Source organism: Nonomuraea sp. NPDC049649 (assembly GCF_040675175.1).
Taxonomy (GTDB): Bacteria; Actinomycetota; Actinomycetes; order Streptosporangiales; family Streptosporangiaceae; genus Nonomuraea.
Genome location: NZ_JBFAOH010000001.1, coordinates 568,086 through 591,747, shown reverse-complemented (window position 1 = coordinate 591,747; position 23,662 = coordinate 568,086). Strand labels below are relative to the sequence as shown.

At 71.6% G+C, this 23,662-nt stretch carries 22 protein-coding genes and 1 pseudogene; 10 read left to right on the top strand and 13 right to left on the bottom strand.

Annotated features, from left to right (window positions below; all coding sequences use genetic code 11):
* Window positions 1–13: 13 nt before the first annotated feature.
* The 3 genes and pseudogenes from AB0J42_RS02780 to AB0J42_RS02770 form a co-directional block, all read right to left on the bottom strand.
* Window positions 14–460, bottom strand: coding sequence for a GNAT family N-acetyltransferase (locus AB0J42_RS02780; RefSeq protein WP_364287889.1), 447 nt, complete (start codon window positions 458–460; stop codon window positions 14–16).
* Window positions 461–1,585: pseudogene (locus AB0J42_RS02775) on the bottom strand (ATP-binding protein).
* Between the two features lie 231 nt (window positions 1,586–1,816).
* Window positions 1,817–2,764, bottom strand: coding sequence for a DNA polymerase ligase N-terminal domain-containing protein (locus tag AB0J42_RS02770; RefSeq protein WP_364287886.1), 948 nt, complete (start codon window positions 2,762–2,764; stop codon window positions 1,817–1,819).
* A 106-nt stretch (window positions 2,765–2,870) separates the two neighbouring features.
* On the opposite strand from AB0J42_RS02770, the gene AB0J42_RS02765 reads away from it, so the two are divergent.
* Together AB0J42_RS02765 and AB0J42_RS02760 are read left to right on the top strand one after the other, a co-directional pair.
* On the top strand, window positions 2,871–3,725 hold the full coding sequence (locus AB0J42_RS02765; protein ID WP_364287883.1) for a hypothetical protein: 855 nt from the start codon (window positions 2,871–2,873) through the stop codon (window positions 3,723–3,725).
* Entirely contained in the window at window positions 3,722–4,543 is an 822-nt protein-coding gene (locus tag AB0J42_RS02760; protein ID WP_364287880.1) for a hypothetical protein, read from the top strand. Before AB0J42_RS02765 ends, AB0J42_RS02760 begins: the two co-directional genes overlap by 4 nt.
* A 50-nt stretch (window positions 4,544–4,593) precedes the next feature.
* On the opposite strand, the gene AB0J42_RS02755 is transcribed toward AB0J42_RS02760, so the two are convergent.
* The 6 genes from AB0J42_RS02755 to AB0J42_RS02730 all read right to left on the bottom strand — a co-directional run bounded on the left by AB0J42_RS02755 (window position 4,594) and on the right by AB0J42_RS02730 (window position 10,595).
* Window positions 4,594–5,268, bottom strand: a complete 675-nt coding sequence (locus AB0J42_RS02755; RefSeq protein ID WP_364287877.1) for a FadR/GntR family transcriptional regulator — start codon at window positions 5,266–5,268, stop codon at window positions 4,594–4,596.
* Between the two features lie 25 nt (window positions 5,269–5,293).
* Window positions 5,294–6,316: an MBL fold metallo-hydrolase gene (locus tag AB0J42_RS02750; protein ID WP_364287874.1), complete on the bottom strand. Its 1,023-nt coding sequence runs from the start codon at window positions 6,314–6,316 to the stop codon at window positions 5,294–5,296.
* A complete protein-coding gene (locus tag AB0J42_RS02745) occupies window positions 6,313–7,431 on the bottom strand; it encodes a steroid 3-ketoacyl-CoA thiolase (protein WP_364287871.1) in 1,119 nt (372 codons plus the stop codon). Before AB0J42_RS02745 ends, AB0J42_RS02750 begins: the two co-directional genes overlap by 4 nt.
* A gap of 43 nt (window positions 7,432–7,474) precedes the next feature.
* On the bottom strand, window positions 7,475–8,458 hold the full coding sequence (locus AB0J42_RS02740; RefSeq protein ID WP_364287869.1) for a sigma-70 family RNA polymerase sigma factor: 984 nt from the start codon (window positions 8,456–8,458) through the stop codon (window positions 7,475–7,477).
* 42 nt (window positions 8,459–8,500) lie between these two features.
* On the bottom strand, window positions 8,501–9,439 hold the full coding sequence (locus AB0J42_RS02735; RefSeq protein ID WP_364288198.1) for an NADP-dependent oxidoreductase: 939 nt from the start codon (window positions 9,437–9,439) through the stop codon (window positions 8,501–8,503).
* Between the two features lie 76 nt (window positions 9,440–9,515).
* Entirely contained in the window at window positions 9,516–10,595 is a 1,080-nt protein-coding gene (locus tag AB0J42_RS02730; RefSeq protein ID WP_364287867.1) for a serine hydrolase domain-containing protein, read from the bottom strand.
* Window positions 10,596–10,647: 52 nt separating this feature from the next.
* Here AB0J42_RS02730 and AB0J42_RS02725 point away from each other — a divergent pair, with 52 nt between their 5' ends.
* On the top strand, window positions 10,648–11,187 hold the full coding sequence (locus tag AB0J42_RS02725) for a PadR family transcriptional regulator (protein ID WP_364287865.1): 540 nt from the start codon (window positions 10,648–10,650) through the stop codon (window positions 11,185–11,187).
* A 165-nt stretch (window positions 11,188–11,352) separates the two neighbouring features.
* Here the strand turns inward: AB0J42_RS02725 and AB0J42_RS02720 are convergent, their stop codons facing one another.
* Window positions 11,353–11,958 (bottom strand): TetR family transcriptional regulator, encoded by a 606-nt coding sequence (locus tag AB0J42_RS02720; RefSeq protein ID WP_364288195.1) that lies wholly within the window; start codon window positions 11,956–11,958, stop codon window positions 11,353–11,355.
* Window positions 11,959–12,211: 253 nt separating this feature from the next.
* Between AB0J42_RS02720 and AB0J42_RS02715 the strand changes: the two genes are divergently transcribed.
* Both AB0J42_RS02715 and AB0J42_RS02710 read left to right on the top strand, forming a co-directional pair.
* The gene (locus AB0J42_RS02715) at window positions 12,212–13,471 is read left to right on the top strand and encodes an acyl-CoA dehydrogenase family protein (RefSeq protein WP_364287862.1); all 1,260 of its coding nucleotides are present in this window, start codon (window positions 12,212–12,214) and stop codon (window positions 13,469–13,471) included.
* On the top strand, window positions 13,471–14,625 hold the full coding sequence (locus AB0J42_RS02710; RefSeq protein WP_364287859.1) for an acyl-CoA dehydrogenase family protein: 1,155 nt from the start codon (window positions 13,471–13,473) through the stop codon (window positions 14,623–14,625). Before AB0J42_RS02715 ends, AB0J42_RS02710 begins: the two co-directional genes overlap by 1 nt.
* A 6-nt stretch (window positions 14,626–14,631) precedes the next feature.
* Here the strand turns inward: AB0J42_RS02710 and AB0J42_RS02705 are convergent, their stop codons facing one another.
* A complete protein-coding gene (locus AB0J42_RS02705) occupies window positions 14,632–16,371 on the bottom strand; it encodes a hypothetical protein (protein WP_364287856.1) in 1,740 nt (579 codons plus the stop codon).
* Window positions 16,372–16,655: 284 nt separating this feature from the next.
* On the opposite strand from AB0J42_RS02705, the gene AB0J42_RS02700 reads away from it, so the two are divergent.
* The 5 genes from AB0J42_RS02700 to AB0J42_RS02680 are packed head-to-tail and all read left to right on the top strand — an operon-like array spanning window position 16,656 to window position 20,510.
* Complete coding sequence (locus AB0J42_RS02700; RefSeq protein ID WP_364287853.1) at window positions 16,656–17,714, top strand: ATP-binding cassette domain-containing protein; 1,059 nt, start codon at window positions 16,656–16,658, stop codon at window positions 17,712–17,714.
* On the top strand, window positions 17,707–18,381 hold the full coding sequence (locus tag AB0J42_RS02695; protein WP_364287850.1) for an ABC transporter permease: 675 nt from the start codon (window positions 17,707–17,709) through the stop codon (window positions 18,379–18,381). Before AB0J42_RS02700 ends, AB0J42_RS02695 begins: the two co-directional genes overlap by 8 nt.
* Window positions 18,378–19,079, top strand: a complete 702-nt coding sequence (locus AB0J42_RS02690; protein ID WP_364287847.1) for an ABC transporter permease subunit — start codon at window positions 18,378–18,380, stop codon at window positions 19,077–19,079. The genes AB0J42_RS02695 and AB0J42_RS02690 overlap by 4 nt, the downstream gene beginning before the upstream one ends.
* The gene (locus tag AB0J42_RS02685) at window positions 19,079–19,987 is read left to right on the top strand and encodes an ABC transporter substrate-binding protein (protein WP_364287844.1); all 909 of its coding nucleotides are present in this window, start codon (window positions 19,079–19,081) and stop codon (window positions 19,985–19,987) included. Before AB0J42_RS02690 ends, AB0J42_RS02685 begins: the two co-directional genes overlap by 1 nt.
* Before the next feature lie 40 nt (window positions 19,988–20,027).
* A complete protein-coding gene (locus AB0J42_RS02680) occupies window positions 20,028–20,510 on the top strand; it encodes a flavin reductase family protein (RefSeq protein ID WP_364287841.1) in 483 nt (160 codons plus the stop codon).
* A gap of 40 nt (window positions 20,511–20,550) precedes the next feature.
* Here AB0J42_RS02680 and sppA read toward each other — a convergent pair whose 3' ends face one another.
* Both sppA and AB0J42_RS02670 read right to left on the bottom strand, forming a co-directional pair.
* Window positions 20,551–22,248, bottom strand: a complete 1,698-nt coding sequence (sppA, locus tag AB0J42_RS02675; RefSeq protein WP_364287838.1) for a signal peptide peptidase SppA — start codon at window positions 22,246–22,248, stop codon at window positions 20,551–20,553.
* Between the two features lie 61 nt (window positions 22,249–22,309).
* On the bottom strand, window positions 22,310–23,659 hold the full coding sequence (locus tag AB0J42_RS02670; protein WP_364287835.1) for a S8 family serine peptidase: 1,350 nt from the start codon (window positions 23,657–23,659) through the stop codon (window positions 22,310–22,312).
* Window positions 23,660–23,662: the final 3 nt, after the last annotated feature.

Below are 23,662 nucleotides of genomic sequence, written 5' to 3'. Positions count from 1 at the left end.
GTGACGCGTTTCCCTACGAGACGTGCGACGCATAGTTGACCACCCATAGTCCCGGCACCGGCTCGAACTCGCCGGTCAGCGTGAACCCGAGTCGCTCGTACAACGTCCGGGCGGGTGTGTTGTCACGCCCGGTGGAGACCACGACGCGGCGCTCGCCCGCTCTGGCCATGACCTCCTTCACCAGCGCCCGCCCGACACCGCGCCGGTGCGCACTGGGGGCCACCATGAGCCGGTTGAGGTCCACCTCGTCGGCGGTCTCCTCCCACGCCACGGCCCCGACCAGGTCGCCGTCGTCATCGAACGCGGCCAGCCAGGTGAGCGGCTGGGCCAGCAATTCCTCCGATGTCTCGTGCAGCGGCGGGATGCGGTCGTCGCCGATGATCTCCGCCTCGACCTGGTAGGCCGCCCGCTGGAGGTCGAGGAGGCCCGGCTGATGAGCTGATATTTCCGAAATCCGCATTCAGCCAATTTCCCACAACGCGCTCACCGGCATCGCCCGCATCCGATCCCCGAACGGCAGGGTCTGCGTTCCCGTATGCAGCACGATTCCGGCGATGAAGTCGTCCCCCAGGCGGTCCGCGAGATGCCGCAGCCCCCTGAAGTCGTCCGGTCGTACGGTGGACGCGGCCTTGATCTCGATGCCCACGACCTGGCCCTGGCGGTTCTCCAGGACCGCGTCCACTTCCACTTTGTCCTTGGTTCGATAGTGGTAGAGCTCCACCTGTTCTTCCGCCCAGGTCAGCTGTCGGGCGAGTTCCATGAGTGCGAATCCCTCCATCAGCGGACCGAACTGTCCACCGGGACGTACGAGCCCTCACGCGTCGGTGCCGAGCAGGTGTGCGGCGACCCCTGAATCCACGAATGCCACCTTGGCGGTGCGGATAGCTCTGTTGCTCAGGTTCCTCGACCAGGCGGGTATGCGTTTGATCAGGAAAACCTCTTCGAGCAGGCCCAGGTAGCGCGAGGTCGTGGTCGCGGGCAGGCCTGCCTCTCGACCAAGGGACTGGGTGACGAGAAGCTGCCCGGAACGCGCCGCGAGCAGGCGGATGAGCCTGCGGAGTTCGGCCACCCGCTCGATCTCCAGCAATGCGGTCATGTCGCGGGCGACCAGATGACCGATGTAGGAGCTGAAGAAACGCTGCCGTCTGCGATCGTTCATTCGCGCCACCGCCTCTGGGAAGCCGCCCCGTACGATGCGTTCCGCGTAGCCGGCGCGTGAGACCTCGGAAGTGTGACGCAGGTCCGGCCCCTGTTCGAAGACGGCATCGATGAAGCCGTCGGGAGTGCTGTCGATCTCTCCTTGCGAGAAGGGCCAGAGCTCGATGGTTTCCATCCGGCCCACGAGTGTGTCGGGCAACGTCCGGAGCGCGAGAACCCGGGAGGAGCCCGTCAGGAGAAACCGTCCAGGGCGTTGGTCGGCGTCGACCTGAGCCTTGATGGCGAGGAGCAACTCGGGTGCTCGCTGGATCTCATCGATGACCATCGTGTCAGGAGTGTCGACGAAGCCGTCGGGATCAGCTCTGGCGCCCTGCAGTACGTATGCCACATCCAGATCGCGCCACTCTGCCGCCCGCTCCCTGACGATCTGTTTGACGAGCGTGCTCTTGCCGCTCTGGCGGGCGCCGTGTCAGGACTCTGCCCAGAGGAGTGCTCGTCATGGAACATAGCATCGCATGCCTCTGGTGGTTTGGTCGCTCAGTCTGTGGAGGTTTAGTCGCTGCTCTCGTAGTGGTTTGGACGCACTTTCGCCGATATGTGGGCCGCCGAGCACTTGAGGCGATGACTGTGGGGCACGCGGAGGTCAGCGGCGTGTGAATCAGGACGGGATGAACAGCCAGGATGACGATTCGCCGGGTTCGTAGGGGGAGTCGAGGCGTTTGGCGATGACGCCGGGCAGGCCCTGTTGCCGTGCCGCCTGCAGTACCGGGGTCGCGTCGCCGGGCCAGGAGGGGGCGGTCTGCCAGCGGGGGGTGGACAGGTCCAGTGCTTCCAGGGCCGCTCGCCGGACCTCGTACGGCTCGTCAAGCAGCACCCGGCCGTCGTCGTACAGGAGGTCGTAGAAGACCAGCACCTCGGCGCCCGAGAGGGTGGCGAGCTCGCCGTCCAGGAGCGCGGTGCGGCTGCCGAACGACCGGGCGAGGGCCCGCAGCCAGGGGTGCTCGCCGGCGGCGGTGGTGCGGCCGCCTTCGATGGGGACGAGGAGGCGGCGGCCGCCCCAGGCGAACTCGTACGCGTAGGCGGCGGTGTCGCGCGGCGGGCGGGAGCGCCGTGTGGGGAGCATGGGCGCTATGACAGGCAGGGGGGCGCGGGACGGGGGGTCCATGCGGTGGATCATCCAGTTCTTGCCGCGTGTCTGGAAGAGCACGAACCGGCCCTGGGCGCGGGAGCCGTGCAGGACGATCTTGACCTCGCGGGGCGACCACTTCTCGGTCTCGTACGTGCCCTGATCCCAGATGGTCATGGTGCCGCCGCCGTACTCGCCCTGGGGGATCTCGCCGTGGAAGGTGAGGTATTCGAGCGGGTGGTCCTCGGTCCGCACGGCCAGGTGGTTGGTGGCGGGGTCGGCCGGGATGCCCTTGGGGACGGCCCAGGAGGCGAGGACGCCGTCGCGTTCCAGGCGCAGGTCCCAGTGGAGGGAGCGGGCGTGGTGCTCCTGGATGACGAAGGCGTCGCCGCCGCGCGGCTCGGGCGGCTCGGCGGGGACGGGTTCGGGGGTTCGTTGGGGGTCGCGTTTGCTCCGGTATTGCTGAAGTTTGTCAACCACAGACCCCTACTACCCGGCTCTTCCCGTATGCACGAGCGAACCCGGGCCGACTTCTGGGAGGATGATCCCTCCCAAAGCATCCCCCTCACATAGGAATCGAATAATCATGAGGCGCTGGATTCTCCCCGCGGCCCTCGCGCTGGCCGCCACCCTGCCCGCTGCCCCCGCCGCGGCCAAGGCCGCCCCCGACCCGGCCCAGGCGGTCAAGGCGCAGCTGAAGAACGAGCGCGGTGTACGTGTCGCCGAGATCTCCCGGACGGTGACCGCCAAGACCTCCACCCGGACCCGCTACCACAGCGGCATCCAGCTCGCGCCGACCGGCCCCGTCGCCTCCTGGGCCGACGTCGAGGACGCCTCCGACACCCAGAGCCAGAGCGGCCAGAACTCCGAGCCCGGCCAGAAGGCCGCCGTCGGCAGGACCGTCTACGCCTCCGGCCCGGCCGTCGCGAACCTACTGCCGAAGGACAAGGTCTGGATCAAGCTGGAGCGCGACGACCGCCACCCGAACCCGGCGCTCGCCACGGCCACCAAGCAGACGCTCAACGTCTTCGACCCGGCCGTGCTCAAGGCGACGCTCAAGGGCAAGAGCGCCAAGGCGGTCAGCGGCGGTCACCTCTACCAGGGCACGATCACGTACGCGAAGCTGTACGAGGCGTCGAAGGGCTACTACGGCAAGCTGTTCGACGGCGCGCCGCGTGGCGCCGCCGCCAAGACCGCGATCTCCTGGAAGCTCTGGACCGACGGCGCCGGCCTGCCCGTGCGGCTCCAGACCACCGAGCGGGCCAAGTCGGGCGCGTACCGCAACACCGACACCCGCTACTCCGGCTGGGGCGAGCACATGATCATCACCGCTCCGGCCAGGGCCGAGGTCGTCGAGTGGAAGGACCGCAGCCGCCCCGGCACCGCCAACTCGGTGAACGACATCCCCGTCGCCGACGCTAACCCCAGCACGGGCCAGTGAGACGGTCCGTGCTCGCGGCGGCGGTCGCCACGCTGGCCGTCCTGGTGATGGCCCCGGCGCCCGCCGCCGCCCGGACCGCCGCCCCGGATCCCGTGCGGGCGCTGAAGAAGCAGCTCAAGGCCGAGCGCGGCGTCAAGCTGACGGAGGTGTCCAAACCGGGCACCTCCACCTCGCGCATCCGCGCCAAGAGCGGCGTCCAGCTCTCGCCGTCCGGCCCCGTCGCCGCCTACTCCGTCATGGAACCGGTGGGCGAACCGGGCGAACCGGTGGAGACGCTCACCTTCCGGAGGAGCGCCTACCTCGGCGGCGCGGCGGTCGCGCAGCTCCTTCCCGAGGGCAAGTCCTGGGTGGGCGCCGAAGCGGCCAAGGGGGTCACGATCGACCCGACCTCCCTCGCCAGCAGGCAGCCGATCAACGTGTTCGACCCGGCCGTGCTGAAGGCGACGCTGAAGGGCGAGCGGGCCAGGCCGGTCTCCGGCGGCTACCTCTATCAGGGCGTCGTCACGTACCAGGAGCTGTACGAGGCGTCGCGGTCCTTCTACGCCGGCAAGGGGCGGAGCAAGAGGAAGATCTCCTACCGGCTCTGGATCGACCGCGAGGGCCTGATCCAGCGGCTGCGGACGCAGGAGGACCTGGGCTGGGGCGAGGAGAAGTACCTCGCCACCGCCGACACCCGCTACTCGGACTGGGGTCACCGGCTGGTGATCTCGCCTCCGGCCGAGGACGAGGTCCTGCCGTACGAGGAGTTCCGGAACCTCCGGATGCCCGATCCGCTGGAGGGCCCCGTGCCGGAGGACGCCTTCGCCGGCCTCCGTTAGGCACCCGGCAGCTGACGTTCAGGCGCTATCGCCTGATGGGGGGCCGGGAGCTAGGCGAGGGACTTGCGGAGCCAGGATTCGACGCCCGCTATGTGGACGGTGGCCCAGGAGCGGGCCACCTCCGCCTGGCGGGCGGCGATCGCCTCGTAGATGGCGGTGTGCTGCTCGCGGGTCTTGGCCAGCGCGCCCTCCTGGGTGAGGCCGCGCCAGATCCGGGCCCGGGTGGTCGGCCCCGACAGGCTCTCGATGAACGAGCAGAGCACGCTGTTGCCGGAGCCGAGCGCGATCCGCTGGTGGAAGCGCAGGTCGTTGGCGACCAGTTCCTCGACGGTCGGCTCGGCCGGCAGCGACTCCAGGATCTCCCGCAGCTCCTCGATGTCGTCGTCCGTCATCAGCTCGGCGGCCATCGCGGTGGCGGCGGGCTCCAGGATGCGGCGGACCTCGAAGAACTGCAGCACCGTGTCGTCGCGGTGCAGGTCGAGGACGAACGACATGGTGTCGAGCAGCAGCCGCGGCTCCAGGCTGGTGACGTAGGTGCCGTCGCCCTGCCGCACGTCGAGCACGTTGATCAGGGCGAGCGCGCGTACGGCCTCGCGCAGCGAGTTGCGTGAGAGGCCGAGCCGCTCGGCGAGGTCGGCCTCCTTGGGCAGCCGGTCTCCCGGGGCCAGCTCGCCCGAGAGGATCATTTCTTTGATCTTGTCGATGGCCGCGTCGGTGACCGCCACACTCTTCTCCCTAGACATCGGATGTCTAGGATTCTAGGGCCTGGAACCGTACGGGATCCCCGCCCGGGAGGCGGCGGAGCGCGCCGCGGGCCTCCAGCGTGCGCAGGTGGGCGGCGGCCTCGCCGGCCGCCAGGCCGCGCAGCATCGGCGGCAGCTCCGGCCAGGGCCGGTTCCACGTCATCATGGCGGCGACCTCCCAGATGGTCTGCGGCTCCGCGCGGTCGGCCAGTGAGGCGAGGAGCCGTTCGAGTTTCTCCTCGTGATGGTGACGGATCTGCGCGGCCCGCGCCGCCACATCGTGAAATATCCACTCGTGGGCGGGCAGGGCGCCGAGCTCTCCCAGCTCGCCCACCTTGTCCAGAGACTCCAGGAAGTCACCCAGCGGATCGACATCGTCCCGGTCGAGCGGATAGATCCCGATGTGCGGGGTGATGCCGGGCAGGACGTGATCGCCGGTGAACAGCCGGTCGGCGTCCTCCAGATGCAGGCAGACGTGACCCGGGGTGTGTCCCGGCGTGTGCACCACCCGCAGCTTTCTGCCGGGCAGGTCGGCGAGGTCGCCGTCGCGCAGCCGCCGGTCCGCCGGCGCGGGCGGCTGCGGCCGGGCGCCGTCGCTGTCCCCGGGCACGTCCTCGTCGGGCGCCCCCGCCCGGCGGAGCATGTCGGCCTGGAAGCTCCTGCGCGCATCGGGGGAGACGCCGTTCATCAGGTCCACGATCGCCGCGTCCGCCTCGTGCATGGCGACCCAGGCGCCCGACGCCTCCCTGACCTGCCCGGCCAGCCCCGCGTGGTCCGGATGGAAGTGGGTGACGACCACCCCGTGCACCTCCGCCACGTCCATCCCCGCCGCGGCGAGCCCGTCACGCAGCGCCGCCCACGCGTCGGGGTGGTTCCAGCCCGCGTCCACCAGCACCGGCCCGCGCGGCGACTCGATCGCGTACACCAGCGTGTAGCCGAGCGGATTGCCCGGAATCGGCACGGGCACACTCCACACCCCGAACCCGAGATCGACCGTGCGCTGCTCGGCGTAGGACTTGCGTGCCGTCACTTGACGCGCTCGATGATCGTGGCGGTGGCCAGGGCGCCCCCGGCGCACATGGTGATCAGCGCCGTGGATTGGTCCGACCGTTCCAGCTCGTGCAGCGCGGTGGTGATCAGCCGCGCGCCCGTCGCGCCGACCGGGTGGCCGAGCGCGATGGCGCCGCCGTTGACGTTGACCCGGTCGAGGTCGGGCTCGTGGACCTGCGCCCACGACAGCGCCACCGCCGCGAACGCCTCGTTGACCTCGAACAGGTCGATGTCGCCGATCGTCATCCCGGCCGACGCCAGCGCCTTCGCGGTCGCGTCCACCGGGCCGTCCAGGTGATAGTACGGTTCGGCGCCGACCAGCACCTGGGCCAGGATCCGCGCGCGGGGCCGCAGCCCGTGGCGGAGCGCGGTCTCCCTGCTCGTCAGCAGCACGGCGGCGGCCCCGTCGGAGATTTGCGAGGAGGTGCCGGCGGTGTGCCGGGCGTCCTCGCCCAGCACCGGCTTCAGCCTGGCCAGCCCTTCGACGGTGGTCTCGCGCAGCCCCTGGTCCTTGGTGACGGTCCCGACGGGGACGATCTCGCGCTCGAACCGCCCGTCGGACCACGCCTTGGCGGCCCGCTGCTGGGACCGGGCGCCGAACCAGTCGAGCCGTTCACGGGTGAGCCCGCGCCGCTTCGCGATCCGTTCGGCGGCGGTGAACTGGTCGGGCAGGTCGATGGTCCAGTCGTCGGGCCTGGGGTTGGCGGGCAGCACGTTGCTGCCGAGCGGCGCCCGGCTCATCACCTCGACGCCGCAGCCCACGCCGACGTCGATCGCCCCGGCCGCGATCATGGCCGCCGCGAGGTGGACCGCCTGCTGCGAGGAGCCGCACTGGGCGTCGACCGTGGTCACGCCCGTCTGATAGGGGAGCCCGGCGTAGAGCCAGGCGTGCCTGCCGACGTGGCCGCCCTGCTCGCCCGCCTGGGTGACGCACCCGGCGAACACCTGGTCGACCAGCGCGGGATCGACTCCGGCCCGCCCGATCAGCCCGTTGAGCGCGGTGGCCAGCACCTGCTGCGGTTTCAGCCCGGCCAGCCAGCCGCCGCGCTTGCCGATGGGGGTGCGGACGGCCTCGACGATGACGGGTGTGCGCACGGTCGCCTCCAGAACGTTACTCTGGTCGCGACTGTAACTTGTTCTACTTTGATGCGGAAGCCCTGAGCGGCAGGCCGAAGCGTGCGAAAATCCCCGCCTCGAAGAACATCGCCACATGCCTGATCAGCGGCCCGTCGAAATCGAGCACCTGCAGCGCGAACTCCCGATAGGCGCCGCCGTCGCGCAGATACATGCCGAAAGCGGGCTGCCCGTTGGCCCGCACCGGCACCAGCCGGAGATCGCCGGGCCCCTTGGCCGGGCAGTGCGTCGCGACGAGCCGGCCGATGGCGTCGGGCCCCTCGTACCACCCGTCGTACGGCGGCATCTCGAAGACCGCCTCCTTGGTGAACAGGTCGACGAGCGCCCCGATGTCGTAGGACTCGAACGCCGCCACGTAACGGTCGAGCTGCTCCCGCTGCTCCGCCGTGAGCGGCCCGGGCGGGTCGTCGGGGCTCGGCGACACCTGCGCGAGCTGGGCGCGGGCGCGTTGGAGCATGCTGTTGACCGCCGTCGTCGTGGTGTCGAGCACGTCGGCCACCTCGGCGGCCCGCCACTTGAGCACGTCGCGCAGGACCAGCACGGCCCGCTGGCGCGGCGGCAGGTGCTGCAGGGCGGCGACGAACGCGAGCCGGATGCTCTCGCGGGCGGTGACGATGGCGGCCGGGTCGTCGCCGCCCGCGCCCACCATCCCGTCGGGAACCGGCTCCAGCCACGGCACCTCGCCCCGCTCCACCAGCGGCGCCGCCGGCTCGGACGCGGGCGCGCCCAGCCCGGCCGGCAGCGGCCTGCGCCCGCGGCTGTCGAGCGCGGTCAGACACTGCGTGGTGGCGATGCGGTAGAGCCAGGTGCGCAGCGACGAGCGGCCCTCGAACCCGTCATAGTGACGCCAGGCCCGCAGGTAGGTCTCCTGCACCAGGTCCTCGGCGTCGTGGACCGAGCCCATCATGCGGTAGCAGTGGGCCAACAGCTCACGGCGCATCGGGTCGGCCTGCCGGAGGAACTCCTCGTTCGATGGCCTCTTGCTCATGCGTCTTTGTATAGACGACGCCACCGACAGTTCGCCGGAGCGTCAGTGCGGGACGGTCAGGACGATTTTGCCGGTGGTGCGATCGGTCTCGCCGAGCTCGTGCGCCTTGGCCGCCTCCGCCAGCGGCAGCACCGCGGAGACCTCCGGGCGCAGCCTGCCCGCCTCCATCAGCGCCGCCAGCGAACGCATCGCCGCGTGGTCGGGCTCCACCAGCATGGCCGCCGACCGTACACCCCGCTCCGCCGCCTCGGCGTGCAGGCGCTCGTCCAGCTCCGACAGCGGGAGCGTGACGAGCGTGCCGCCCCGCCGCAGGGTGCGCAGCGAGCGGAGCCCGTACTCGCCGCCGATGCCGTCCAGCACCACGTCCACGTCCCGCACGACCTCGGCGAAGTCGGTGGTGCGGTAGTCGACGAGCTCGTCCGCGCCCAGCCCGCGCAGGAACTCGTGCTTGCCCGCGCTCGCCGTGCCGATCACGTACGCGCCGCGCGCCTTGGCGATCTGCACCGCGAGATGCCCCACCCCGCCGGCCGCCGCGTGCACCAGGACCCGCTGCCCGCCTCTGAGCCCCGCGACGTCCACCAGCGCCTGCCACGCGGTCAGCCCGGCCAGCGGCACGGCGGCCGCGTGCACGTGATCGACCTGCGACGGCTTGCGGGCGAAGTGACGGGACGGCGCGGCGACGTACTGGGCATAGGCCCCGTTGCCGTACGGATACCGCAGCATCCCGAAGACCTCGTCACCCGGCTCGTACAGCGCCTGCCCGATCCCGGAGTCCACGACCACGCCGGAGACGTCGTACCCGAGCGTGAACGGCGGCTCGCCCAGGAACCCGCCCCGCGCCCGCGACTTCCAGTCGGTCGGGTTGACCCCGGCCGCCTCCACCCGCACCAGCACCTCGGTCGGCCCCGGCACCGGCCTGTCCACTTCCGTCACCTTCAGCACCTCAGGGCCGCCGAGCGCGTCCTGGGTGACCGCGAGCATCCTCATGCGTACCAGCTTGCGCCCTCTGTGCCCGTACGAGCGAGTCCGCGGAGAGTCGTCATCCGCAAAGGTCCGGTCACGTCCGCCAAGCCCTCAGGCACCGCGTCATGATCTGGAAGGGGAGGGCCCGCGCCGTCGTCTGGTCGACGGTGCCGGCCAGGTGCAGGTCGTACTCGGGGCAGTGGAAGAGCCACGTCCCGGTGACGCCCGAGTGGCCCGCCAGAGTGAGGGGCCTCCTGAACCGGTTGACCGTGAAGAACATGGTGCCCAGCCCGTACCGGAGCACGGGGATGTCGCGCAGCCGGTTGCGCCGCTCGGCCGGCAGGTCCACCGAGTCGAAGAGCGCGCCGCCGAGCAGCGCCCGCTGGAAGGTGAGGAGGTCGCCGGTGGTGCCGTACAGGTCGTTGCTTGACGCGATCATGGCGGTCAGGTCCACGGGGCGGCGGCGCGCGTGGAGCGGCGAGGGCGCCGGGGCGTGCGGCGGGGCGTGGCCCGGGAGCCAGGTGCCTGTCAGGCCGAGCGGGCCGAGGATCCGGCCGGACAGCAGGTCGGCGAAGGAGCGGCCGGTCACCGTCTCCAGGACGCGGATGAGCAGCTGGAAGCCGGTGTCGGAGTAGCGGGCCCGCTGCCGTGCGGCGGTGAGGTCCTGCGGTGCGAAGTGCGGGCGCTGCTCGCGCGTCATCCGCAGCACGTCCTCGAACGTCCAGGACTGGTCGCGCCCTGCGGCCAGGTGCTGGAACAGGGTGGGGCCGCGGCGGCGGTGCTCGAAGTAGTCGGGCAGGCCGGAGGTGTGGCTCGCCAGGTGGCGCACCGTGATCTCGGGCGTCCGGTCGACGCCGCCGAGCACGTGCAGCCCGGCGGTCGTCCCGGCCGGCAGGTAGCGGCCGATCGGGGCGTCCAGCTCCAGCTCGCCGCGCTCGCGGGCCTGCAGCACCAGCGTGACGATGAACCGCTTGGTGACGCTCGCGAGGAAGAACGGGGTGCCGGGGGTCAGCCCGCCGGCCGCGGACCAGCGCCGCTTCCCGTCGCCGGTGGCCACGGCGACGGTGGCGTGGTGGATGCCGGGCCGGCTGACCAGGCGTTTCAGCAGGTCCGTCAGCCGCCGGTCGACGTCGGCGGGCACGTCGTTGTCGTGGGCGTGCGTGATGAGCGACATTGATTATGTCTAATAGACATGCCTAAGAGAGTCAACGGGCTAGGCTCGGCTCATGTCCTACGTGATCCTCGGCCTGCTCCTGATCGCCCCGCAGAGCCTGTACGACCTCGTCAAGAACTTCGAGGCAGGCGTCGCGCTCTTCTACAGCGCCAGCTCCGGCAGCATCAAACGCGCGCTGGACATCCTGCTGGCCCAGGGGCACATCGAGGTCGCCAGCGTCGAACCCGGAGGCCGGGGGCGGAAGACGTACCGCGTGACCGGCTCCGGCCGCGAGGAGTTCCGCGCGTGGATGACGGCGGAGCCGGCCGGCCCCGACCTGGAGACCGCGGCGCTGTCCAGGCTCTTCTTCCTCGGCCTGCTGGAGCCGGGCGAACGCGTCCCGGTGCTCCGCCGCATCACCGCGCGCATCGAGACCGACCTCGCCAGGCTCACGGCCCTCGACCAGCGGCTCGACACCCTGGACATCCCCGCGGAACACCTTGACGTCGCCGCCTACCAGCGCGCGACACTCGACTACGGCCTCGCCTCACACCGCTTCGTCCTGGACTGGTTCCGCGACCAGATAGCCCGGCACGAGTCGCCGGAGCGCTGAAGTCGGTGTCACAGGTCGCCGAGCCCGCCTCACACCACTTCGCGCCCGGTTGGTGACGTGACCCGGATGTCACGGCACAAGTCGTCGTTGAGGCTGCCTCGGCTATCGCCCTCGCCTCACGCTCTGCTGGTTCAGTGATCAGGTGGTCCGGGACGAGTTCGTCTGTCAGAGGTCGTCGAGGAGGCGGGCGGCGGCGATCTCGATGCGGCGCTGGACCTGGTCGAGGGTGCGGCGGCCCCGGAGGATCTCCAGGAGCTCCTGGACCCAGACGCTGGCCAGGGAGCCCGCCAGCGCGAGCTGTTCCTCGGTGGCCTGGTCGGCGGTGACGCCGCCGGTGGCGACGCGGAGCAGCAGAGCGGCCATGCGGTCGCCGAGCGGGATCTCGACGTCCTCGGCGAGGATGAGCGAGCGGATCAGCGCGTCGGCCAGCTCGGGCTCGCGCATCAGCCCCCGGGTCGCCCGCATGAGCACGTCGACCGCGCGCCCCGACGGAGTGTCGGCGCTCGGCGGGCGTCGCTCGATGCTGCTCTCCAGCAGGTCGATCTCCTCGCCGACGACCGCCACGACGAGGTCCATCTTGGACGGGAAGTAGCGGTAGAGCGTGCCGAGCGCGACGCCTGCCCGCTCTGCGACGGTGCGCATCTGCATGGCCTCGACGCCGCCCCGGGAGGCGAGGGCCGCGGCGGCCTGGACGATGCGTTTGCGGCGCTGGTGCTGACTGCGCGAGCGGGCGCCCTGCCCGCCCGAAGCGGGTTCGGGATCGTGCTCCATGGTCCCCTCAGGTTGGGTGGGGGGTGTGGCGATGGCTCCTTCGGAGGCCGCCTGCGGGGTACGCATAAGAACACGTTATCTGATTTCCCGATGCCCCGGCTTGTTACTCGCCAGTCACAAAGAAGGCCTATCAGTGCATGTCTTTCGCGTTATCCGGATATATCGAGGATTGTTCGTATTAATCGGCACTAGACAGATTTTGGAATCTGTTCTAGTTTCCGAGTGGATTGGCCTAGCGCTTGGTGGAGGGCAGATGGAGTTCGGCCTCGACGACACCCAGGAAGCCCTGCGAGACCTGGCCGCCGGCCTGCTGGCCAAGGAAGCGAGCCTGGAACGGCTGGAAGCGCACGAACGCGACGGCGCACCGTACGACCAGCGGCTCTGGCAGGCGCTGCGCGAGGCCGGGCTGACCGCGATCTGCGCGCCCGAGCACGCGGGCGGCGCCGGGCTGGGCCCCGTCGAAATGGCGGTCGTCCTGCGCGAAGCAGGCCAGCGCGCCGTCCCGTGCCCGCTCGCCGCCACCCTGGTGAGCACTTTGGCCGCGAGCCTGTACGGCGCCCCCGAACACCAGAAACGGTTAACCGGCGCCGCCGTCTCCACGATCGCCATCAGAGAACCCGGCAAAGCCCTCGCCGACCCGCCAGCCACGACCGCCGAGCGCACCCCGGACGGCTGGGCGCTGACCGGCCGCAAATCCGGCGTCGCCTACCCCGAGGGCGACGTCCTGGTCACCGCCGCCGAAGGCCTGTTCCTGGTCCCCGCCCCAGCGAAACAGTCCCCTGATCACCGAGAAGGGGATGCGGGGTCCACCACGACAAGCGAGACCGCCGACTTGGGACCTGCCGCGACGAAGGGGTCTCCTGACGACCGCGACGGGGTTGTGATCGGGACGGGGTCCGTCAGGACTAGTGAGACCGCCCAATCGGCAAAGGTGTCCCCTGGCGACAGCGAAGAGGCCGCGGCCGGATCAGGGGCCGGAGCCGGGGTGGCCGTCGGGGTGGCGGAGTTCGCTTCGACGGGGGAGGACGTCGCGACGGTGACGTTCGAGGGGGCGCCGGCGGAGCGGGTGGCCGGGCCGGAGGCGGTGGCGGGGGTGCGGCAGATCTATACGGCGGCCGTCGCGGCGCAGGCGTCCGGGGTGCTGGCCGGGGCGTTGCGGCTGACCACCGAGCATGTCAGGAACCGGAAGCAGTTCGGCCGGGCGCTGGCCGAGTTCCAGGCCGTCACCGTGCAGGTCGCGGACGTCTACATCGCGGCGCGGGCGCTCGACGTGGCGATGTGGTCGGGCGCCTGGCGGCTGGCCGCGGGCCTGCCCGCCGAGGAGGACCTGGCGCTGGCCGCCTTCCACGCGTGCGAAGCGGCCCGCGCCCTCTACACCTGCCAGCACCTGCACGGCGGCCTGGGCCTGGACGTCACGTACCCGCTGCACCGCTACTTCGCCCACGCCAAGCACCTGGCGCACCAGCTGGGCGGCGCCGAGGCCCAGCTCGACCTGATCGGAGCGCTCGCCTGATGCTCATCGACCTGACCCCGGAACAGTCCCGGCTCCGCGACGAGCTGCGTGAGTACTTCGCCTCCTGCCTGACCCCCGAGGATCGCGCGAAGATCGCCGAGGACCCGTTCGGCGAGGCGTACATGGCGCACTGCCGCCGCCTCGGCCGCGACGGCAAGCTCGGCCTGGGCTGGCCGAAGGAGTACGGCGGCGCCGGTCTCGGCCCGGTCGAGCAGCAGATCTTCGCCAACGAGATCGCCCGCGCCGGCGTCCCGTACCCGCTCATCTCCCTCCAGACCGTCGCGCCGACGATCATGCAGTACGGGACGCCTGAGCAGAAGGACCGGTTCCTGCCGAGCATCCTGGCGGGCGAGTGCCACTTCGCGATCGGCTACACCGAGCCGGAGGCGGGCACCGACCTGGCCTCGCTGCGCACCACGGCGGTCCTCGACGGCGACCACTACGTGGTGAACGGCCAGAAGACCTTCACCAGCGGCGCCCACTACGCCCAGTACATCTGGCTGGCCGCCCGCACCGACCCGGACGCCAGGCGGCACAAGGGCATCACCATGATGATCGTCTCCACGCACGACCCCGGCTTCTCCTGGACGCCCATCACCACCATGGACGGCCGCCACCACACCAACGCCACCTACTACGCGGACGTCCGCGTCCCGGTAGACATGGTGGTCGGCGAGGTCGGCAAGGGCTGGGACCTGATCGTCAACCAGCTCAACCACGAGCGTGTCACCCTCGGCCCCGCCGGGAACCTCGGCCAGATCTACGACCGGCTGCTCGCCTGGGCGCGCCGCACCGGCCTGGCCGACCAGCCGGACGTGCGGCGGGCGCTCGGCCGCGTCCGGGCTTTCTTCCGTACGAACGAGCTGCTGAACTGGCAGGTCGCGGCGAACATGGACCTCGGCTGGCTGGGCGCGCCCGACGCCTCCGCCACCAAGATCTACGCCTCGGAGCGGATGCAGGAGGCGGGACGGCTGGTCGGCGACCTCCTGGCCCGCTACGGCGACCCGGCCGACCCCGCGACGGCCGAGCTGATCGAGGTGACCGACCGGGGCGTCAAGGGCGGCCTGGTGCTCACCTTCGGCGGCGGCGTCAACGAGGTGCAGCGGGAGCTGATCACCATGCTGGGGCTCAGCCTGCCCAGGCCGCCGAGGTGAGCGGCCTCACGGCGTGATGATCATCGGCACCGAGAAGAACACGATCATCGCGATGGCCACGCAGATCAGGAAGCCGATCAGCTCCCACGCCCAGTCGTGGTGACGCCTGCGGCGCTGCTTCTTCCTGCCCTTGGCCGGGTGCGGCTTCCGCCCCTTCGGCCCGGCGGACCGCGGCTTGGCGGCCGGGCGAGACCTCGGGGTGCGGGGCTTGCCGACGGTCGCCGGAAGCTCAGCCGTGTCCGAGCCGATGGCGCGGAAGCTGTCCATATCCGAGCCGGTCACCAGGAGTTTGTCCGCATGCGATCCGGGAGTGCGGGGTTTGCCCGCATCCGAACCGGTCGTGCGGGGGTCGGGCGTATCCGGGCCGGTCGCATGGAGGCTGCCCGCGTCCGTGCCGGTCGTGCGGGAGCTGTCCGCATCGGGGCCGGTTGCGGGTGAGTCGTCCGTACGGGAAGGCGACGCCGCGGAGTCGGCGGCCGGGGCCTTCGGCGCCGGGTCGGGCGGCATGCGGTAGACCGGCTCCTTGGGCCGGCCGCGCGGGGTGAAGAGCGGGCTCGCCTGGCGAGCGGAGGAGCCGAAGAGGACGTCGCCGGTCGCCGGCGGCGCCGGGGCGACCTCCGGCGGCGCCGGAAGGGCGGCCGGTGGCAGGTCGTCGAGCAGATCGCCGCCGGTCAGGAAACCGACAGGAGAGGACAGCGGTGGCTCGCCCTGTCCGGGGGCCGCGCCGCGGGGTGACAGCGGAGGCTCCCCGAGGCCTGGGACCGTGCCGCGGGGTGACAGGGAATCGCCCATGCCGGGGACCGCGCCGCGTGGGGTCGCGCGGCCGGGCTGGGCGGCCTTCTTGGGGCGGAAGGCCTCGAAGGACTGCGCGGCCCGGTTCTCCTTCAGGGAGTCGAAGGGCGCCAGGGACCCGGCACTCGGCGGCCGGGTGTCGAAGGCGGCCGGCCCCGCCGGGCCTTCGCGCACGTCCTCGCGGTACTTCGGCATCGGTGTCGTGGTCGCGTCGTGGTCAGGGGTGTGCGACGGCGAGGGCGGGGTGAGCAGGCCGCGGGGGAAGAGGCCGGTCGTGGTCGCCGGGTCGGGGTCGCCGACGGGCTGCGGCCAGGCCGGCGGGACGGGCCAGCGCGCCTTGGTGAACAGCGGCGCGGGCTCGGCCGTGCTGGAGCCCGCGAGGTGGATGCGGAGCGCCCCCGGCGGCTCCGGCCAGGGCAGGCGGCCCAGCACGTCGCGGAGCGGCGCCACGGCGAGCGCGCCGTAGACGTCGGCGAGCGGCTTGGAGACGGGGGAGGCGTCGGCGGCGAGCGCCATGTTGAGGACCTGCCGGAACCGGTGGGCGGCGCTGAGCGCCAGCTCCTCCGCCGTGTCGGGGGCCACGTCGAGCACCCAGGCGAGTTCGGCCAGGTCGAGCCCGCAGACGTGGCCGAGCACGAGGACTTCGCGCTGCTGCGGGCGCAGCTCGCGGAGGATCCGCTCGACCAGGGCGGAGGCGGGGTCGGTCAGCGGGTCGACGACGGGCGGGGCGTAGACGACGTCGCGGCGGTGGATCTCGCGGCGGGCGAAGGCGTACAGGGCGGCTCGCGGGGGCTCCTCCGGCGCGCTGGTGAGGACGGACGCCAGGACGTCGGCTGCGGAGCCGAGGTCGCCGAGCTGATCGGCACAGTAGACGAACAGCCCGGCGGCGTGACTGTCGTAGAGCTCGGCGATCTGCTCGCGGCGGGAGCGCTGACCGGTGAGCGGGTGTGTCACGGGACCGGTTCCTCTTACTGAGAAAGGCGGACGCTGCGGGGGGTGCGGTGCGCCGGTGAGTGCGGGGGGTGAGTGTGGGGACAGTGGTAATCAATCATGCCAACAATCCCAAGTCGAGCGCACTATCGGCGCGCTGATTACTCGGGAATCCCAGATCGGTGAAGCGGTTCAGTTCGGACCCGGTGGGACAGACGGGGATGGATCGCCGTAGTCTGTGGGTTCAGCAGATCATGGTGCGGTCGTGGCAGGGGGTCGCGGCCCCGCCCGAAAGCGAGAGGTCGCGCGTGATCACGTTCGACGCTGTCACCAAACGCTATCCGGACGGGACGGTCGCGGTGGACCGTCTCAGCCTCGAGGCGCGGACGGGGGAGACCACCGTGCTCGTCGGTCCCTCGGGGTGCGGCAAGACCACGTCGCTCCGGATGATCAACAGAATGATCGACCCCACCGAGGGCCGGATCCTGCTCGACGACGCCCCGGTGGAGAGCGTCGACCCGGCCGTGCTGCGCCGCGGCATCGGCTACGTGATCCAGCAGGCCGGCCTCTTCCCGCATCGCAAGGTGCTCGACAACATCGCCACCGTCCCGTACCTGCTGGGCTGGGACCGCAAGCGGGCCCGCGGCCGGGCGATGGACCTGCTGGAGCGGGTCGGCCTGGACTCGGCGCTGGCCGAGCGCTACCCGTTCCAGCTCTCCGGCGGGCAGCAGCAGCGGGTCGGGGTGGCCAGGGCGCTCGCCGCAGACCCGCCCGTGCTGCTCATGGACGAGCCGTTCAGCGCGGTCGACCCGGTGGTGCGGACGAGCCTGCAGGACGAGCTGGTCAGGCTCCAGGCCGAGCTGAACAAGACGATCGTGTTCGTCACCCACGACATAGACGAGGCGATCAAGCTGGGCGACCGGGTGGCGGTGCTGCGCGTGGGCGGCGAGCTGGCGCAGTTCGCCGACCCCAAGACGCTGCTGACGGAGCCGGCCGACGACTTCGTGCGCGAGTTCCTCGGGCGCGACCGGGGGATCCGCCGGCTGCAGTTCGTCTCGACGCGCGGGCTCAAGCTCCGTACGGACCTGACCGTACAAGAGGGCACGGACGGGCACGGCGACGAGCCGTGGCTGCTCGCGACCACAGCCGACGGCCGGCCCGCCGGGTGGGTGGCGCGCGGGCGGCCGGGCGAGCTGGAACCGGCGGGAACGTTCCGGCACGGCCGCGACTCGATGCGCGCGGCGCTCGACGCGGCGCTGCTGTCGCCGTCCGGCCACGCGGTGGCGGTCGACGAGCAGGGCAAGGTCGTCGGCGTGGCCACCCGGCAGGCGCTCGACGAGGCGCTGACGGAGACCGCCGATGGGTGACGGGCCGCCCTCACTGTGGGAGTGGACCGCGCGCAACTGGGACACCGGGCGCGCGGGCAGCATCAGGGACCTGCTCGGTGACCATCTGCTGATGTCGCTGGTGCCGATCGTCGCCGGGCTGGCGCTGGCCCTGCCGCTCGGGCTGGCCTGCATCCGGTGGCGCTGGCTCTACCAGCCGACCGCGGCGCTGTTCAACGTGCTCTACGCGCTGCCGTCGCTGCCGCTGTTCATGATGCTGATCTCGGTCACCGGGCTGTCGCCGGTCACCGTGATCATCCCGCTGACCTTCTACGCGGCCGCGGTGCTGATCCCGGCCGTGGTCGACGGCATCCGGGCGGTGCCCGAGCACGTCCGGCAGTCGGCCGTGGCGATGGGCTTCACGCCGCTGCGGCGGCTCATCCGGGTGGAGCTGCCGATCGCGGCGCCGGTCGTGATCGCCGGGCTGCGGGTGGTGGCCGTCTCCAGCATCAGCCTGGTCAGCGTGGGCGCGCTGATCGGGCAGGGCGGGCTCGGCATGCTGTTCACCCGCGCCTACCAGAACCCGTTCCTGCCGCCGGTGATCGTCGGCATCGCGCTCATCGTGCTGCTGGCGCTGGTCGCCGACGGGCTGCTGGTGCTCGCGCAGCGGCTGCTCACCCCCTGGGAGCGGGCGCGGAGGACGACGTGAACTGGCTGATCGACTTCTTCGCCGACCCGGCGCGCTGGTCCGGGCCGTACGGGATCCCGATGCGGCTGCTGGAGCACCTGGAGTTCTCCGCGCTGGCGCTCTTCCTCGCCGCGCTGATCGCGGTGCCGCTCGGGCTGCTGATCGGGCACACCGGCAGGGGCCACCTGGTCGTGGTGGTCTCCGCCAACCTGGCCAGGGCGATCCCGACGCTGGGCGTGCTGGTGCTGTTCGTGCTGCTGCTCGGCACCGCCTCGATCTGGCCGGTGATCATCCCGCTGGTGCTGCTGGCCGTGCCGCCGATCCTGGTCAACACCTTCGAGGGGATCAGGGGAGTCGACCCGGAGCTGCGCGACGCGGCGTACGGGATGGGGCTGCGCGGCGGGCAGGTGCTCGGGCAGGTGCTGGTGCCGGTGGCGCTGCCGCTGATCCTGCTGGGGCTGCGACTGTCGGCCATCCAGGTGGTGGCCACCACCACGGTCGCCGCCTACACCGGGCTGGGCGGGCTGGGCCGGTTCGTCATCGACGGTTTCGCGACACAGGACTATTCGAGTGTCTTCGGGGGTTCTGTGTTGATCGTGCTGTTCGCGCTCGTGGTGCAGTTCGGGTTCACGCTCGTGCAGAGGGTGACCGTCTCTCCGGGGGTCAGCCGGCGGCTGAAAGTACGTGAGCAATCTCCCGCTAGAAGGGGAAACAACTGATGAGACGCATGTTCGGTACCGCGGCCTTGCTTCTGACCGCGGCGCTCGCGCTGGCCGGCTGTGGCGGAGGCGGGGACAACCCGCTGGAGACCACGGCCGCGTCGCCGAGCGAGTCGGCTTCGGGCGGGGGGACGGTCGTGATCGGGTCGTTCGACTTCGACGAGAGCGTGCTGCTCGCGTCGATCTACGCCCAGGCGCTGGAGGCCAAGGGCGTGCAGGTCGAGGAGAAGCCGCGGATCGGCAGCCGCGAGGTCGTCTACGACCAGGTGAAGAGCGGCGGCCTGACGATCGTGCCGGAGTACAACGGCAATCTGCTCGCCTACGTCGACAAGGAGAACACCGCGTCGACCGCCGAGGAGATCAACGCCGCGCTCGCGGAGAAGCTGCCGCCGGAGCTGGAGGTGCTCGACTCCTCGCCCGCCGAGGACAAGGACACGCTCTCCGTCACCAAGGAGACCGCGCAGAACACCGCCACCATGGACGACCTGGCCAAGGTGTCGAAGGACATGGTCGTGGGCGGCCCGCCGGAGTTCAAGAACCGCTGGGAGCAGGCCTTCAAGGACGTGTACGGGATCGAGTTCAAGGAGTGGAAGCCCACCGGGCCCACCACGGCCGACGCCATCAAGGACGGCTCCATCCAGGTCGGCAACGTCTTCAGCACCGACCCGAAGATGACCGTCAACGACCTGGTGCCCCTGGAGGACACCAAGAACATCTTCCCGGCCCAGAACGTCACCCCGCTGGTCAACAAGGCCGGGGTGGACGACACGGTCCGGACGACGCTCAACGACATCTCCGCCAAGCTGACGACGGACTCGCTGCTCGACATGATGCAGAAGATCGCCGTCAACAAGGACGAGCCCGCCATGGTGGCCGGTGAATGGCTGAAGTCGAACGGCCTCGGGTGACCCGCCCCGCCCGGCTCCCCGGATCCCGGAGGGCCGGGCGGTGAGCGAGTTCACCGACGCGATGGGGCAGCTCGCGGCGGGCGTGTCGGTCGTCACCGTGCGCGACGGCCGCGACGACCTGGGCGTCACGATCTCCGCGCTGATGTCGGTGTCGCTGGACCCGCCGCTGGTCCTCATCAGCCTGGGCAGCCTCGGCTACGTCTGCGAGGTGCTGCTCCGCCAGGACCGGTGGGCGTGCTCGCTGCTGTCGTCGGGGCAGACGGCGATGGCCAGCCGGTTCGCCGCCGCGGGCCGGCCGAGCGCCCGCCACCTGGTGGCCGGCGCCCCGCACCATCGCGGCCCGTACTCGGACGCGATCGTCCTGGACGGCGGGGTCGCCGCCCTGGAGGCGGAGACCACACAGGTGGTGCCGGCGGGCGACCACACCCTGTTCGTGGCGCGGGTGCTGGCCGTCGACTACGTCACCCCGGGGCTGCAGCCCCTCATCCGCCTGCGCGGCCGTTACCGCTCGGTGAGCAGCTGACCGCGCGTTCTCGTACGTACGGACGCGGCGAGGACCCCCGTCACCGGATCGTGTACCACGCGGGGAGCGCCAGCGGACCGGCCGCCGGGAGGCCGAGCTCGGCGGAGAGCCGGGCCAGCGGCCCCCAGGCGTCCAGCCGCATCCTGGCCAGGGCGGCGGCCTTGTCCTCGCTGGACTCGGGGCCGCGCAGGCGCTCCAGCGGGTTCAGCTTCGGGTAGACGCGGACCGGGGCGTCCTGCGCCAGACCGGCCCGCTTCCTGGCGAGCTGGAGCGCGTCCTCCAGGCCGCCCAGCTCGTCGACCAGGCCGCCCTCCCGGGCGTCGGCGCCGGTCCACACCCGGCCGCGGGCCAGCTCGTGGGCGCGCTCGCGGGTCAGGCCGCGGCCCTGGGCGACCTTGCCCACGAAGTCGTCGTAGATCCGGTCCAGCCAGGCGTCGATCCGCGCCCACTGCTCGGCGGAGAAGCCGCGCGAGGTGGAGAACATGCCCGCGTTCGCGCCCTCGGCGACCTGCTCGGTGTTCACGCCGATCTTCTCCAGCAGCTCCGACAGCACCGGCTTGCCGCCGAACACGCCGATCGAGCCGGTGAGCGTGCCCGGCTGGGCCATGATCACGTCGGCGGCCATCGAGACGAAGTAGCCGCCGGAGGCCGCCACGTCGCCCATCGACACGATCACGGGCTTGACCTTGCGCGTCAGCACCACCTCACGCCAGACCGTGTCGGAGGCCACGTACGAGCCGCCGGGGCTGTCCACCCGGAACACCACGGCCTTGACGTGCTCGTCGCGGCGGGCGGCGCGCAGCGCGGCGCTGATCGTGTCGGAGCCCATCGCGCCGCCCCCGCCGAGCGGGCCGCGGCCGCTGCGCCCGGTGCGGATCGCGCCGCTGCCGTGGACGAGCGCGATGCCGTCGGCGGTGGGGTGCGGCAGCTTCCTGACGGCCGCCGCCCGGTGGTAGCGGGACACGTACTGCAGGTGCGCGTCCTCCCCGGCGGCGCGCTTGACCTCGCCGTACACCTCGTCCCGGTAGGCCAGGGCGTCGACCAGCCCGGCCTCCAGCGCCTCGGCGCCGATGAACGGGCCGCGGTCGATCAGCTCGCGCACCTTGGCGGGGTCGAGCCGGCGGCCTTCGGCGATGCCGGCGACGAGCTGCTCGGTGACGGACTCCACGATGCGGGCGACCGACTCGCGGTGCGGCTCGGTCATGTGGTCCTGGGTGAAGGTGTTGGCCGCGGTCTTGTACTCGTGGCGCTGGGCGCCCTCGAAGACGACGCCGAGCTTGTCCAGCGCGTTCTTGAGGAAGCGCTGCTCCACGACCACGCCGGTGAGCCCCACGTCGCCGCTGGGCTGCAGGTAGATCCGCTCGAACGCGCTGGCCAGGAAGTACGGGACGGTGCCGGCGCCGAACTCGCCGAACGTCTCGGCGAAGGCCACGGCCTGCTTGCCGGAGGCGCGGAACTGGACGACGGCCTGGCGCAGCTCCTGCACGGTCGCCAGCCCGATCGGGTTGCCGCCGATCTTCACGATCAGGGCCTTGACCCGGGGGTCCCTGCGGGCCCGCCGGAGCCCGCCCAGCACGTCGGACAGGCGCGGCTTGCGCATGGACAGCAGCGCGGCCACCGGGTCGGAGGGCGGCCCCTCGGTGAGCCCCTCGGTGAGGTCGAGTTCGAGCACGAGCGGGGCGGTGCGCCGCTGCCGGAGCTTCTCAACGGTTTCGATGATCGCCTTGCCTGCGTCCATAGAGCCACCCTAAGCGGCGTGAGCCGGGCACGTGCGACCAAGTCAGGTCAAGACGGGCAGCTCACCGCTTGGCGGCGGCCGAGGTCGCCTGGGCCAGGTCGATGCGCGGGACGCCGGAGGCGACCTGCCGCCCGGTCTCGCGCAGCAGCTCCAGGATCCGCGCCGCGTCGAGCGCCGGGTACGCCTGCTTCAGCACCGCGAACGACCCCGCCACGTGCGGCGCGGACATCGACGTGCCGCTCAGCGCCGCGTACGTGTCGTCCGGAACCGAGGACGTGATGTCCGCCCCCGGCGCGAACAGGTCCAGCAGCGGCCCCCGGTTCGAGAAGTCCGCGACCTGGTCGGCGTTGTCGGTGGCGCCCACCGCGACGGCGCTGGAGACGCAGGCCGGCGAGGTCACGCCGGTGTTGCCGGGGACGCCGTTGCCCGCCGCCACCACGGGCGCGACGCCCTGCTCCAGCAGCGCGTCGAACTCGCTCTTGAGCGCCGCCGCCTCCGGGTCGGCGTCGCAGTGGGCGGTGTACGGGTGACCGCCGCCCAGGCTCAGGTTGACCGAGGCGATGTTGTGCGTCTTGGCCATGCGGGTCACGTACTCCAGCGCCAGCTTCTGGTCGGAGGTGTAGCTGACGAAGCAGGGCGCGGGGACGCCGACGCTCGCGCAGGTCCCGGCGGAGTCGATCCGGCTGAAGACCTGGATGGGCAGGACCTTCGCGCCCGGCGCGACCCCGTCGGACGGGGCGCCGGGCACCCGCAGGCCCGCCGCGATGCCCGCCACGTGGGTGCCGTGGCCGCACTGGTTGACGGCGCCCGCCATGCAGAGCCGGATCCCGGTGTCGGCAGCGCCCGGCCCGGACTGGGTGTCCAGGCCGCCGGGGCAGAGGGAGACGGCCCCGCTGCCCGGGTCGGTGGTGGAGAAGCAGGCCTGGTCCACGACCCGCCCGGCCAGGAAGGGGTGGTCGCCGTCGATGCCCATGTCCAGGACCGCGACCGTGGAACCGCTGCCCGTCCAGCCCGCCGCGTTGGCCACGTCCGAGCCGATCACCTTGGTGCTGCGGGCCAGGTGCGGCACGCTCAGCCGGTCCGCGTACACCGCCTTGACGCGGGCGTCCTTGCGCAGCTCGGCCAGCGCGGCGGCGTCGACCTCGGCGACGAAGAAGCTCCCCGACTCGGCCGACTCCAGCACCTTGGCGCCGGCCGAGGCCCGCTCGACGGCCGAGGCGACGCCGCTGACCGGGTGGCCGGGGCGGAGTTCGACGATGGAGCGGACCTTCTTCTCGTCCCTGATCTGCTTGACCAGGCCCCTGCCGAGGACCGGGCCCTCGCCGGCCGGGGTGTCCGCGTGCCCGGCGGGCGCCCCGCTCGCGAGCGTGGTCAGTGCGAGGACGCAGGCGAGCAGTGCGTGGGATCCCACGGG